General features: G+C 72.0%; 11 protein-coding genes. 7 read left to right on the forward strand and 4 right to left on the reverse strand.

Translation table 11 applies throughout. From position 1 onward, the window contains the following. Positions 1 to 11: 11 nt before the first annotated feature. The 6 genes from QQZ13_RS07915 to mnhG are packed head-to-tail and all read left to right on the forward strand — an operon-like array spanning position 12 to position 6,252. On the forward strand, positions 12 to 2,951 hold the full coding sequence (locus tag QQZ13_RS07915; protein ID WP_284528477.1) for a Na+/H+ antiporter subunit A: 2,940 nt from the start codon (positions 12 to 14) through the stop codon (positions 2,949 to 2,951). Continuing rightward, entirely contained in the window at positions 2,948 to 3,484 is a 537-nt protein-coding gene (locus QQZ13_RS07920; protein WP_284528478.1) for a Na(+)/H(+) antiporter subunit C, read from the forward strand. The genes QQZ13_RS07915 and QQZ13_RS07920 overlap by 4 nt, the downstream gene beginning before the upstream one ends. Further along, on the forward strand, positions 3,481 to 5,043 hold the full coding sequence (locus QQZ13_RS07925) for a Na+/H+ antiporter subunit D (protein WP_284528479.1): 1,563 nt from the start codon (positions 3,481 to 3,483) through the stop codon (positions 5,041 to 5,043). Before QQZ13_RS07920 ends, QQZ13_RS07925 begins: the two co-directional genes overlap by 4 nt. Continuing rightward, the gene (locus tag QQZ13_RS07930; RefSeq protein WP_284528480.1) at positions 5,040 to 5,633 is read left to right on the forward strand and encodes a Na+/H+ antiporter subunit E; all 594 of its coding nucleotides are present in this window, start codon (positions 5,040 to 5,042) and stop codon (positions 5,631 to 5,633) included. The genes QQZ13_RS07925 and QQZ13_RS07930 overlap by 4 nt, the downstream gene beginning before the upstream one ends. After that, positions 5,630 to 5,899 (forward strand): monovalent cation/H+ antiporter complex subunit F, encoded by a 270-nt coding sequence (locus QQZ13_RS07935; RefSeq protein ID WP_284528481.1) that lies wholly within the window; start codon positions 5,630 to 5,632, stop codon positions 5,897 to 5,899. Before QQZ13_RS07930 ends, QQZ13_RS07935 begins: the two co-directional genes overlap by 4 nt. After that, the gene (gene mnhG / locus QQZ13_RS07940) at positions 5,896 to 6,252 is read left to right on the forward strand and encodes a monovalent cation/H(+) antiporter subunit G (RefSeq protein WP_284528482.1); all 357 of its coding nucleotides are present in this window, start codon (positions 5,896 to 5,898) and stop codon (positions 6,250 to 6,252) included. The genes QQZ13_RS07935 and mnhG overlap by 4 nt, the downstream gene beginning before the upstream one ends. A gap of 154 nt (positions 6,253 to 6,406) precedes the next feature. On the opposite strand, the gene QQZ13_RS07945 is transcribed toward mnhG, so the two are convergent. The 4 genes from QQZ13_RS07945 to QQZ13_RS07960 all read right to left on the reverse strand — a co-directional run bounded on the left by QQZ13_RS07945 (position 6,407) and on the right by QQZ13_RS07960 (position 12,422). After that, positions 6,407 to 9,016: a penicillin acylase family protein gene (locus QQZ13_RS07945; RefSeq protein WP_284528483.1), complete on the reverse strand. Its 2,610-nt coding sequence runs from the start codon at positions 9,014 to 9,016 to the stop codon at positions 6,407 to 6,409. A gap of 150 nt (positions 9,017 to 9,166) precedes the next feature. Further along, the gene (locus tag QQZ13_RS07950) at positions 9,167 to 11,110 is read right to left on the reverse strand and encodes a YhgE/Pip family protein (protein ID WP_284528484.1); all 1,944 of its coding nucleotides are present in this window, start codon (positions 11,108 to 11,110) and stop codon (positions 9,167 to 9,169) included. Then, positions 11,107 to 11,796 (reverse strand): hypothetical protein, encoded by a 690-nt coding sequence (locus QQZ13_RS07955; RefSeq protein ID WP_284528485.1) that lies wholly within the window; start codon positions 11,794 to 11,796, stop codon positions 11,107 to 11,109. The genes QQZ13_RS07950 and QQZ13_RS07955 overlap by 4 nt, the downstream gene beginning before the upstream one ends. Further along, positions 11,796 to 12,422, reverse strand: coding sequence for a TetR/AcrR family transcriptional regulator (locus QQZ13_RS07960; protein WP_284528486.1), 627 nt, complete (start codon positions 12,420 to 12,422; stop codon positions 11,796 to 11,798). Before QQZ13_RS07960 ends, QQZ13_RS07955 begins: the two co-directional genes overlap by 1 nt. Positions 12,423 to 12,670: 248 nt before the next feature. On the opposite strand from QQZ13_RS07960, the gene QQZ13_RS07965 reads away from it, so the two are divergent. After that, complete coding sequence (locus QQZ13_RS07965; protein WP_284528487.1) at positions 12,671 to 12,964, forward strand: GIY-YIG nuclease family protein; 294 nt, start codon at positions 12,671 to 12,673, stop codon at positions 12,962 to 12,964. Positions 12,965 to 13,054: the final 90 nt, after the last annotated feature.

Consider the following 13,054-nt stretch of genomic DNA (forward strand, 5'->3'; position numbering starts at 1 on the left):
TGGAGGCCAGATTGCTCGTGCTCCTGGCTGCGTTCGCGGTGATACCGCTGGCGCTGCCGTGGCTGGTGGGGCGGATCGGGTCGAGGGCGTTCTTCGTCGCCGCGGTCGTGCCGATCGCCGCGTTCGCCCATGCCGTCCTGCAGGCGCCGGCCGTCTTCGCGGGCGAGGCGCCGTTCGAGTCGTTCGCGTGGATCCCGTCGCTGGGCATCGATCTGTCCATGAAGATGGACACCCTCGGGTGGATCATGACGCTCATCGTCACCGGCGTCGGCGCGCTCGTGATGGTCTACTGCCGCTGGTACTTCGACGGCAAGAAGGACGGCGTCGGGCTCTTCTCGGCCGTCCTCCTCGCCTTCGCCGGGGCCATGTACGGCCTCGTGCTCACCGACGACCTCATCGTGCTCGTCATGCTGTGGGAGGTCACGAGCGTCCTGTCGTACCTGCTGATCGGCTTCTACCACGCGCGCGGCGCGAGCCGCCGTGCCGCTCTGCAGGCGCTGCTGGTGACGACGCTCGGCGGGCTCGTGATGTTCGTCGGCGCGGTGATGGTCGTCGTCCTCTACGGCACCACGAGTCTCACCGAGATCCTGTCGGCGGCGCCGCCGGTCGGCGTGGCCCACGGCGCCGATCAGGGCCTGCTCCTGAACATCGCGATCGTGTGCCTGCTGGTGGGCGCGCTCAGCAAGTCCGCGATCTTCCCCTTCCACTTCTGGCTGCCCGGCGCGATGGCGGCGCCCACGCCCGTGAGCGCCTACCTGCACGCGGCCGCGATGGTGAAGGCGGGCATCTACCTCATCGCCCGCCTGGCGCCGGCGTTCGCCGACAGTGAGCCGTGGCGGCCGATCATCCTCTCGCTCGGCCTGTTCACGATGCTCCTCGGAGGCATCCAGGCATTGCGCGAATCGGACCTCAAGCGCGTGCTCGCCTTCGGGACGGTGAGCCAGCTCGGCATGCTCACCGTGGTCCTCGGCTACGGCGAGCGCAACACGGCGCTGGCCGGCCTCGCCCTCCTCGTCGGCCATGCGCTGTTCAAGTCCTCGCTCTTCCTCGTCGTCGGCGTCATCGACCGTCAGCTCAACACCCGAGACGTCGGCGAGCTGTCGGGGGTCGGCCGCCAGGCCCCGACGCTCGCGGCGTTCTCGATCATCGCCGTGGCCTCGATGGTCGGCGTCGCCCCGACGGTCGGGTTCGTCGCGAAGGAGGCCACGCTCACCGCGCTCCTGGAAGGCGGCGCCGCCCCGCTGGCCCTGGCCCCGCTCATCGGCATCGTGCTCGGCTCCGTGCTGACCACCGCCTACGGCATCCGCTTCGTCTGGGGAGCCTTCTGGACGAAGAAGGACGCCGCCGGCGATCGGATGCCCGCCACGCCCTGGCCCGATCCGCCGCTCGGCTTCCTGGCGGCGCCGGTGCTGCTGAGCGGACTCACGGTGGTCGCCGGCATCGCCTCGCCGTTGCTCGACGCCGCGCTGGCCGGCTACGCCGACACCATGCCCGAGGCGGGCGACGCGTATCCGTACCACCTCGCCCTCTGGCACGGGCTCGAGCCGGCCCTGTTCCTGTCGCTCGGCTCCATCGCCGCCGGCGCCGCCCTCTTCTGGCTCGTGCAGCGCACGCAGTGGCACTCGCGCGTGCTCCCCTTCACCGCCGCCGACGGCTACAACGCCGTGCTGCGCGGCATCGCGAAGGTCGCGGTGTGGACCACGACCTTCACGCAGCGCGGCTCGCTGCCGGTGTACGTCGGCACGATCTTCGTCGTCTTCGTGGCGGCCGAGGGCACGGCGCTGCTCGCGAGCCCCTCCTGGCAGATCAGCCTCGAGGCGTGGCAGACGCCGATGCAGCTCGTCGTGGCGCCGATCATGATCCTCGCCGGCTTCGTCGCGGTGCGGGCGCGCAAGCGCTACACCGGCGTCGTGCTCGTGTCGGTCACGGGCCTCGGCATGGTCCTGCTGTTCGCCACCAGTGGCGCGCCCGACCTCGCTCTCACCCAGATCCTCGTCGAGACGGTGACCCTGGTCGCGTTCGCCCTGGTGCTGCGCCGCATTCCCGCGCGGCTGGGCGAGCACAACGCGTCGGTGCTGCCGGTCGCCCGCGCGGTCATCGCCGTCGCGGTCGGCGCGACCATGGCGCTCATCGCGATCGTCGCGACCGGCGCGCGCGTGGCCGAGCCGATCTCGCAGCGCTTTCCGGAGCTCGCCTACGAGCTCGGGCACGGCAAGAACGTCGTGAACGTCGCGCTCGTCGACCTGCGCGGCTGGGACACGATGGGCGAGCTGTCGGTGCTGATCCTCGCGGCGACCGGCGTGGCCTCCCTCGTCTTCGTCACCCACCGCTCCGATCTGCTCTCGCGCACCATCTCGTCGCTGCCGACGGGGGCCACCCGCACCCGCCGTCCCCTCATCGAGACGGTCGACGGACCGCGCCCGCGGGCCTCGGCGCCGGGGAGCACCCGTCAGGCCTGGCTCGTCGGCGGACAGCGCGTGCGTCCCGAGAACCGGGCGATCATGCTCGAGGTGATCGTCCGGATCCTCTTCCACACGATCATCGTCGTCTCGATCTACCTGCTGTTCGCCGGGCACAACCTGCCCGGCGGCGGCTTCGCCGGCGGTCTGGTGGCCGGGATGGCGCTCGTCATGCGCTACGTCGCGGGCGGCCGCTACGAGCTGGGCGCTGCCGCGCCGACGGATGCCGGACGCCTGCTCGGGGCGGGGATGACGCTCGCCGTCGCGTGCGCCGTCGTGCCGCTGCTGTTCGGCGCGGCGCCCCTCACGAGCACGTTCTGGGAGGCGGACATCCCGGTCCTGGGGCACGTCGAGTTCGTCACCTCGACACTGTTCGACGTCGGCGTCTACCTGGTCGTCGTCGGGCTCGTCCTCGACGTGCTCCGCTCCCTCGGCGGCGAGGTCGACCGCCAGGCGCAGGAGCTGCGCGAGCGGGGGGTGGTCGTGTCGTGACCGCCTCCCTCATCCTCATCGTCATCATGGGCGCCCTCTTCGCCGCCGGCGTCTACGCGATGCTCGAGCGCAGCCTCACCCGCGTGCTCATCGGCTTCCTGCTGCTGGGGAACGCGGCCAACCTGTTCCTGCTCGTGGTCATGGGAGAGCCGGGCGTCGCCCCGTTCTTCGGCGCCGCCGACTCGCCGGACGAGATGAGCGACCCGCTGCCGCAGGCCCTCACCCTCACCGCGATCGTCATCACCTTCGCGGTGTCGGCGTTCCTCCTCGCGCTCATCTACCGCTCCTGGCAGCTGGGACAGGCCGACACGGTCGAGGACGACGAGGCCGACCTGGCGCTGCGCGAACGCGACGCCGAGGACCAGGACACGATGGGCGACGAGATCACCGACGAGGACGACGACGCGACCACAGACTTCATCGGCACCGACACGGCCCCGATCGTCGTGCTGCACCACCGCGACCTCGACGCCATCCGCGACGACGCACCGACCGATTCGCCGCGGAACCCGACGAGCGGAGACGACCGATGAGCGCCCTCGTCCCGCTGCTGGTGGCGCTGCCCCTGCTGGGCGCGGCGATCGCGCTCATCTTCGGACGCCAGCGCAAGGTGCAGGTCGGCGTCTCGACGATCACCCTGACGCTGGTCCTCGCGATCGCCGCCGTGCTGCTGTACGCGGTGGACTCGTCGGGCAAGGCGATCGCCGTGTCGGTCGGCGGCTGGCCGATCCCGTTCGGCATCGTCCTCTACGTGGACCGGCTGTCGGCGCTGCTCGTCGTCGTCTCCAGCATCGTCCTGCTCGCCGTCCTGCTCTTCTCGGTCGGGCAGGGAGCGGCCGACGGCGACGACGAGACGCCCGTCACGATCTTCCACCCGTCGTACCTCATCCTCGCGGGCGGCATCTTCAACGCGTTCATCGCCGGAGACCTCTTCAACCTCTACGTCGGCTTCGAGATCCTGCTGGTCGCCTCGTACGTGCTGATCACGCTCGGCTCCACGGAGTCGCGCATCCGCACCGGCGTGGTCTACATCGTCGTCTCGCTCGTGTCCTCGATCCTCTTCCTCGCGGCCATCGCCGCGATCTACGGCGCGCTCGGCACCGTCAACATGGCGCAGCTGGCCGAGCGGATGTCGGAGCTGCCGCAGGACGTGCAGCTCGTGCTCCACCTCATGCTGCTGCTGGCCTTCAGCATCAAGGCCGCGGTCTTCCCGCTGTCGTTCTGGCTGCCCGACTCGTACCCGACGGCGCCCGCGCCGGTCACGGCGGTCTTCGCGGGCCTGCTGACCAAGGTCGGCGTCTACGCGATGATCCGCACCGAGACGCAGATCTTCCGCGACAACGACGTCAACACGCTGCTGCTGATCGTGGCGCTCGCGACCATGATCGTCGGCGTGCTCGGCGCCGTCGCGCAGGCGGAGCTCAAACGCATCCTGTCGTTCACCCTCGTCAGCCACATCGGCTACATGGTGTTCGGGCTCGCGGTGGCGACCCCGGCGGCCCTTGGCGCCACGATCTACTACATGATCCACCACATCGTGGTGCAGACGACCCTGTTCCTGGCCGTGGGACTGGTCGAGCGCCGCGCCGGATCGACGTCGATCCTCAAGGTCAAGGGACTCATGCGCGCCGCGCCCGTGATCGCGGTGCTCTACTTCATCCCCGCGATCAACCTCGGCGGCCTCCCGCCGTTCTCGGGCTTCATCGGCAAGTTCGCACTGTTCGACGCCGCCGCGCAGGTCGGCACGCCGCTCATGTACGCGCTGATCGTCGGGGGCATCGTCACCTCGCTCCTCACGCTCTACGCCCTCATGCGCGCGTGGAACCTGTCGTTCTGGCGGGAGGACGAGGAGCAGGGCGACGAGGGCGACGCCCCCGACCGCATCTCGTACCTCGGCGGAGCGCCCGCGGCGACGACCACGACCGAGCGGCGCGTCATCCCGCGCATCATGACCCTGGCCACCGCCGGCATGGTCGCCGTCACCGTCGCCCTGACCGTCTTCGCCGGGCCGCTCTACCAGCTGTGCGCGAGCATCGGGGAGGCGCTGCAGGATCCGGTGATCCTCGTCGAGATCGCGGAGGAGGCGCCATGACCCCGCAGTCGCTTACCCCGAAGGCCGTGGCCGTCACCGTCTGGCGCCAGCTGCCGTTCTTCATCTGGCTGATCGCGCTGTGGATGCTCCTGTGGGGGCAGTTCACGGTGCTGTCCTTCCTCACGGGCCTGGCGGTCGCGGTCGTCGTGACACGCGTGTTCCGCCTGCCGCCGGTGGAGCTGTCGGGCCGCGTGAACCTCTGGTGGGGACTCGTGTTCGGGCTCGAGTTCGTGCTCTCGCTCGTGCGCGGGTCGCTGACCGTCGCGTGGCAGGTGCTCGACCTGCGGCGTCAGCCGGGCACCGCGATCATCGCGGTGCCGCTGGTCACCGACGACGACCTGATCATGACGCACGTCGGCGTCACGGCATCCCTCATCCCGGGCTCCCTGATCGTCGACATCGACCGCGACCGCCGCATCCTCTACCTGCACGTGATCGGCGTGCGCGATGCCTCGCAGGTCGAGGCGCAGCGGCGGTCCGTGCAGCACTGGGAGGAGCGGATCGTCCGCGCCGTCGGCTCGCGCGCCCAGGTGGAGGCCATGCGGCAGGCGCTGGACTCCCGCGTGGGCGAGAGGAGGTTCGCCGGATGAGCGTGCTGCTGGCCGTCGTCTACATCGTCTTCGCCGTCTCGGCCCTGCTGACGGTGTGGCGGATCATCGTCGGACCCTCGATCCTCGACCGCGCCGTCGCATCCGATGTGCTGCTGACGCTCATCATGTGCGTGCTCGGGGCCGAGATGGCGCTGAACCACCACACCCGCACCCTGCCGCTGCTGCTGATCGTCGCCGCGGTGGGCGTGTTCGGATCGATCTCGATCGCCCGCTTCGTGGCCCGGCGCGACGGGGTGACGCGATGAACGAGGTGCGCGAGATCGCCGTGCTGGTGCTGATCCTCATCGGCGCGCTGCTCTGCCTGACCGCGGCCATCGGCCTGCTGCGGTTCCGCGACGTGCCCACCCGCCTGCACGCGGCGACGAAGCCCCAGGTCCTGGGACTCCTCCTCATCTGCATCGCGATCGCGCTGGCACTGGAGTCGTGGGCGGTGACGGCCTTCCTCGTGCCCATCATGCTCATCCAGCTGGCCACCGCGCCGCTGTCGGCGCACATGGTGGGTCGCCAGGCGTACCGCAACGGCACGATCGACGAGCGCTCACTGGTGGTCGACGAGCTCGCCGACGACAAGCGCACCCCTCCCGCCGCCGGCGGCTGACCCTCGCCATGGCCCCCCGCCCCCCGCGCGCCCCCGCTCGCGCTCATTCCGCCGAGCCGACACGTCGCGTGCGAGCCGACACGCTTCTGCGCGCTCGCAACGTGTCGGCTCGCGCGGAGCGTGTCGGCTCGGCGCCAGCCGGGGGGGTGGCGCCTCAGGGGGTGAGGGTCAGGATGTGGGTGGCGGCGGATTCCACGGCGTCGCGCGAGAACGGCCACGGCGTCTGCCGCTTCTGCTGCCACGCCTCGAACTGGTCGGCGTAGTTCGGGTGGAAGGCGTGGCCGCTGGCCCCGGTCAGGTGGTTCCACCGCGATGCGTCGAGGTCGGCGAGGTCGACCGTCATCCGCATCGAGGGCACCGTCGAGGTCGCGAACCCGTCGCCGAGCGCCCAGCCCGTGGCGTCCACCACCGACGCCCCGCCGCCCACCGGGAACGGGCCGCGGTTGAACAGCGCCTCGATCGGGGCGATGCCGCTCTCGCCGAAGGACTCGTTGGTGAGGGTGAGCGCGTGGAGCGAGCCCCAGTTCCAGCGCGCCGGGTTGTCGCCCTGCAGCTCGACGAGCCGGTCGTACGCATCCTCCGCGCTGCGGGCGAGCATCTCGCGCTGACCCGAGACGCCGATGTCGGCGTTGACCCACCACGAGGAGTCCGGGTCATCCAGCAGCCGGTCGACGACGAGGAACAGCCGGCCCTGACCGGCGAGGGATGCCGGAGCCTCCCGCCGCGAGAACAGGTTCTGCGCGAGCTCGTCCCACAGGACGTTGGCGTACGCGGCCGCGGCACTGTCGGCGGCGTTCTGCGCGTCCCACTGCTCCAGCAGCGCGACGGCCGCCTGCGCGCCCGCTCCGTCGACCTCGACGCCGGCCAGCGCGGCCGTGATCCGCTTGCCGATCCAGAACTCGTCGTCGGCCTGGATCGCGGTCATGTCGTCGGCGGTGAGCTTCGCGCTCGCCGCCGCCCGCTCGATCAGGTGGACGATGCGTGCGGCGCGCCAGCCGTAGTCCCAGTCGTTCGTGAGGAAGTAGGGGTAGTCCTCGTCGACGATGGCGTTGTTGGCCGTGACGATGTAGCCGCTCTCGGGGTTGTAGGACATCGGCAGCTCCTCGAACGGGATGAAGCCGCGCCAGTCGTACGCGGAGTCCCAGCCCGGCTGCGGCATCGAGCCGTCGCCGGCGCCGCGGATCGGCAGCCGGCCGGGCGTCTGGTAGCCGATGTTGCCGCGCACGTCCGCGTAGACGAGGTTCTGCGCCGGCACGTCGAAGAGCGACGCGGCGGTGCGGAAGTCCTCAATGTCGGCCGCGGTGTTGAGCGCGAAGATCGCCTGGGCGGTGGTGCCCGGCTCGAGCGCCGTCCACTGCAGCGACACGGCGTACTCGCCGGTGCCGGGGGCGTCCGACGGAGCGGTGACGGCGTCCGTCTCGCCCGTGTAGGGGTCGTCCGCGATCGCGGTGAAGTCGCCGGTGAGTCCCGAGACGATCGGGCCGTGCACCGTCGAGCGGATCTCGAGCTCCTCCGAAGCGCCCCCGGCGACCTCGATCGTCTCGGTGCGCACCTCCAGCGGCACGAGCTCCCCGTCGCGCCAGTACTGGTCGCCCTCGATCCTCTCGAGGTAGAGGTCGGTCACATCGGTGGTCAGGTTCGTGAAGCCCCACGCCACCTCGGCGTTGTGGCCGATGATCACGCCGGGCATCCCCGAGAAGCCGAATCCGGCCACGTCGAAGGCGCAGTCCTCGGTGACGACGCGGCAGCGCAGCCCGATCTGGTGCCAGACGCTCGGCATCGACGCGCCGAGGTGGGGATCGTTGGACAGCAGCGGCATGCCGCTCTCGGTCAGTGCTCCCGACACCACCCACGAGTTCGAGCCGATCCCCTCGCCGGTGCCGCCGAGCAGCGCGCTCGCCGCCTCGACGACGTCGCCGACCTCGGTCCAGTCGACGCGGAGCGAGGCCGTGTCGGCGTCGGGCTCCTCGTTGCCGCCGCCGGCGGGCGGTCCGGTGATGACGGGCACGATGACCGGGTTGGTGTCGTACGGGTAGCCGGGATACAGCTCGGCGATCTGCTCGGGCGTGTGGGTCTGGGCCAGGAGCGCGCGGGCGGTCTCGTCCTCGATGTTGCCGCGGAGGTCCCAGGCCATCGCCTTCAGCCAGGCGACCGAGTCGACCGCCGTCCACGGCTCGATCTCGTAGTCGGGGTTCTGCAGGCCCAGCACCGCGTACTCGAGTGAGGCGGCGCTGCCCTGGTGGTCGGCGATATAGGCGTTCACCCCGGCCGCGTACGCGTCGTAGTAGCCGCGCTCGCGATCGTCCAGCGCGTCGACCTCCTGCGCGGCGATCTCGTGCCAGCCGAGGGTGCGCAGGAAGCGGTCGGTGCCCAGCTGCGAAGCGCCGAACAGCTCCGAGAGCCGGCCCGCGGTCACGTGGCGGCGGAAGTCCATCTCCCAGAAGCGGTCCTGTGCGTGGACGAAGCCCTGCGCGAAGAACAGGTCCTCCGACGTGTCGGCGACGATCGTGGGGACGCCGAGGTCGTCGCGCAGCACCGTCACCTCGGCCTCCAGGCCGGGCAGCGCGATCTCGCCCTCCAGCTGCGGGAACGAGCGCTGCACGTGCCACAGCACGATGCCGGCCGCGATCAGGGCGAGGACGGTGATCCCCGCCACCACGCCGAAGGCCCATCGTCCGATGAGGCGGCCGATCCGCCGCCGCGGCGCGGGGGGCGCGGACGCCGTCGGATCGGTGGGTGCAAGCGCGTGTGAGGCGTCGGACATCGGCGTCGAGAGCTCCTCCGGGGCATCGGCTTCGTCGCTTCGGGTCGCGACCCGGCCGCACGCCCCAGCGGCGCGGCCGTCTCTGGCATCGTACCCGGAGGGTGAGACTCGGTGTCACGGGGCTTTCGCCTGCCGGATCAGACGTCGAACTCAGCCGATGAGGCTCGGCTGCAGGTCGCGGAGCGTGCGGCGGTGCGTCATGCGCGTGACGCCGATCGCAGCGACGGCGAGAGCCGCTCCCATCCAGAGGAGGAGCACGCCGACGTCGCCGGCGACCCGGTCGATCGCGCCGCCGTACATCAGCTGGCGCATGGCGTCCACGACATAGCCCATCGGGAGCACGTGGTGCAGCGCGGCGAGCGGGGCCGGCAGGGTCTGCCACGGGAAGGTGCCGCCGGCGGTCACGAGCTGCAGGACCATCAGCACGAGCCCGACGAACTGGCCGACCGAGCCGAGCCAGACGTTCAGCGCCAGGATGATCGTCGCGTAGGTGAACGAGGCGAGGATGAGGATGCCGAGGGTCCCGAGCGGGTGCGCGAAGCCGAACCCCAGGGCGATCGACAGCACACCGAAGAGCACGACCATGCCCACGGCGCCGAGGAGCGCGGGGGTGAGCCAGCCGGCGATCGTGACCCGGATCGGCGACCGCAGTGCCGTGACGGCCCGGCGCGAGACGGGCTTCACGATGAGGAAGAGCGCGTAGATGCCGATCCATGCCGCGAGGGCCGCGAAGAAGGGCGCCAGGCCCGCGCCGTAGTCCGAGGCGTGCGCGGTGGTGCTCGTGTCGACCGCGACCGGATCGGCGATCGTCTCGGCCTGCGCCGCCCGCAGCGCGGCGGAGCTGTCGGGGATCGCCGCGACCCCGTCGGAGAGTCCCTCGCGGAGCTCTGCCGCGCCGCCTCGCAGGGTGGTGAGTCCCGCCCGGAGGGAATCCGCCCCATCGTCGACCCGCGTGGCGCCGGCGGCGAGGTCGGCCGAGCCCGACGCCAGCCGTCCTGCTCCGGCCGAGAGCGTCCTCGCGCCGTCGGAGACGCGGGCAGCACCGGCGGCGACCTGGTCGGCGCCGTCTGACACCGTCGCGGCCCCTGCGGCGAGGCGGTCCACCCGCCCGACGGCGTCGGCGACCCGGTCGGCGCCCGAGGCGAGCGCGTCGCCGACAGGGTCGAGCTCGGCGAGCACGGCGGCGACCTCGGCATCCGACAGGCCGTGGTCCGCGAGCACGCGGGCGATGTCGGCCCGGGCGTCCGGGAGCAGCGCGGCCGCGTGCGCGACGGCGTCTCCCGCCCGGTCCGCGTACCCCGCGAGCGTGGCGGTGCCGTCGGCGACCTGCTGCGCTCCCGCGGCGACGCGCGCCGCGCCGCCGGCGACCTGCGCCGACCCGTCCGCGAGCGTGTCCGCGCCGTCCGAGAGGTCGGCCGCCCCGTCGGCGAGACGTCCGGCTCCCTTCGACAGCGAGGCGGTTCCCTCCGCGAGCCGTGTCGCGCCCGAGGCCGCGTCGGTCGCTCCCGCCGCCAGCCTGGTGGCGCCGTCGGTGGCGGTGACCAGCTGCGCGCGGATGTCGGCGACGCCGTCGAGCAGGCGGCCGGCCGCCTCCTCGGCCACCAGCTCGGCGACGGAGCGGCGGATCTTCTCGACGGCCTGCGTGCCGATCGACGACGCCAGGTAGTTGTTGGCGTCATTGGTCGCGAGCACCAGCGAGGCCTGATGGGGATGCTCGCCGGCCGCGCTCGTGAGCGCTTCGGAGAAGTCCGCGGGGAGGGTCACCGTGAAGTCCACCTCGCCGTCCCGGAGCGCCTGGGCTGCGGCGTCGGCGCCGAGGAGGCGCCAGTCGAACGCCTGGCCGTCGAGCAGCTGATCGGCCACGCGCGCACCGTAGTCGGCGGCGTCCTGATCGCCCGACGCCGGGACGCCCTCGTCGAGGTCGACGAGCGCCACCGGCACGTCGGCGAACTTCCCGTACGGGTCCTGGTTCGCCCACAGGTAGAGGCCGCCGTAGAGGACGGGGACGAGCATGAGCGCGATGAGCGCGATGACCGACATCCGGGTCGCGGTGAGGCGGCGGAGCTCGGCGGACAGGAGGGCGGGGATCTTCATCGGGCGCCTCCCGCGAGGTGACCCGCGACCTGCCCGCGGCGGCCGCGGATCCGGACGGCGCTCGCGCGCGGACGACGACGCCGCTCGGTGCCGCCGACCGTCTCGGCGACCACGGCGGCCGCGGTGCGCCCGGCGATCACGAGGACGGCGAGGCCGCGGTCCGCGAACTCCTCCGCCAGCGGCCACCACTGCGACGGCTCGGCGCCGTGGCGGTCCGGGGAGACGAGGACGAGCGCCTCGACGCCGGGTCGCCGTGCCGCGAGCTCGAGCAGCACGCGGAGGCGGTCCACGGGCTCGACGTCGGCGATCGGCACGCGCGAGAGGTGGCGCAGGCCGTGCTCGTCGAGCCAGCGGCGGGCGGCGATCGGGTCGGCGGGCAGCCCGGCGAACATCAGCTCCTCGGCGACGACACCGGCGAGGGCGATGTTCGGGGCGGGCTCGCTGACATCGGGGGCGTCGACGAGGGCGGCGCGGCGGCGGAGGTCACGAGGGCGCGAGACGCCGTCGAGCGTGACTGTTCCGGTGTCGGGGCGCATCCGGCCGGTGGCGATGAGGCCCAGCACGGTGGGACGCTGCTCCGTCTCGGCGATGGCGAGCGTGGCGCGACCGGAGCGGTAGACGAGCGACGTCGAAGGCAGCGCGAGACCGCGCCGACCCTTCGAGACGTCGGCGAGAGCGACGAGCATCAGGGCTCCTGAGGGGAGGGCGGAAGGGAAGAGAGCACGGCATCCGCCTCACGCCACGAGAGCCCGGCGATCGAGAGGACGGCGCGCACGGCCAGAGTCCCGGCTTCGGGGGAGGAGGCGTCGAGGCGCGTGACGACGGTGCGTGCCGTCTCCTCCACGAGGCGGGCAACGGTGGCGGCGGTCAGATCGGTGCGGATCGTCCCGTCGTCCTGTCCGCGTCGTACGACCGCGGCGACCGTGCGGCGCAGCGGCGCCAGGGCGGCGGCGGTGCTCTCCACGTGGGTCTCGTCGAGGGCGATCGCCGCCGCGACCTGCACGTGCGCGGCCTCGGTCCACAGCCGGGAGGTCAGGCGGGCCAGCGCGACCGGGGCCGGGTCGGACTCGTCGACGGTGGCGGCGATCGCGTTGAACCGCGGGGCGCCGGCCATGATGAGCTCGTGGAGCAGCGCATCGCGGTCGTCGAAGTGACCGTAGAGGGCGCGGCGGGAGAGCCCGGCGGCGCGCGCGATCGTGTCGATCGACGCGTGCGGGTCGTGGGCGATGGTGGTGGCCGCCGCCGAGAGGATGCCCGCCCGGTTGGCCGCGGCATCCCTCCTCGGGCGACGCGCCGGCGCGGTCGTGCTCATGCCTCCAGCGTACGAACGTGCACAGCGGTGTGCAAGTTATCTGGGCGAACTCCCAGCGGGCCGGAGGCGTTTCGTCTCGCTGCGCTCGCTCAACGGCCGGGAGGCTGGCGGGGGCGTTTCGTCTCGCTGCGCTCGCTCGACGACCGGGGGTGACGGTCTCGGTCGTTGAGCGAGGGCGCGCAGCGCCCGAGACGAAACGGCTGTGGAGGGACGGAGCGGATGCCTCACCGCATCCGTACGCTCATCCGATGCCTCACGTCTACATGCTGCTCTGCTCCGACGCAACGCTCTATGTGGGGAGCACGCGCGACCTCGCGCGGCGGCTGGCACAGCACCAGGCCGGCGAGGGTGCCGCGTACACGAGGCGACGACGACCGGTCGAGCTCTTCTGGTCGAGCGAGTGCGCCCGCGTCGAGGAGGCGTTCGCATGGGAGAAGCGGCTGCAGGGATGGAGTCACGCCAAGCGCGTCGCCTTCGCGGAGGGTGGAGTGGACGCCGTGCGCGGCTGGAGCGCCCGTCACCGCCGCACCTCCGGCGACTGACGGCGTTTCGTCTCGCTGCGCTCGCTCAACGACCGGGGAGGCGCTCGCTCAACGACCGGGCGGCTGGTACGGCGGTGGCGAACGGGGCGG

Source organism: Microbacterium sp. T2.11-28, from assembly GCF_950097975.1.
Classification (GTDB): domain Bacteria; phylum Actinomycetota; class Actinomycetes; order Actinomycetales; family Microbacteriaceae; genus Microbacterium.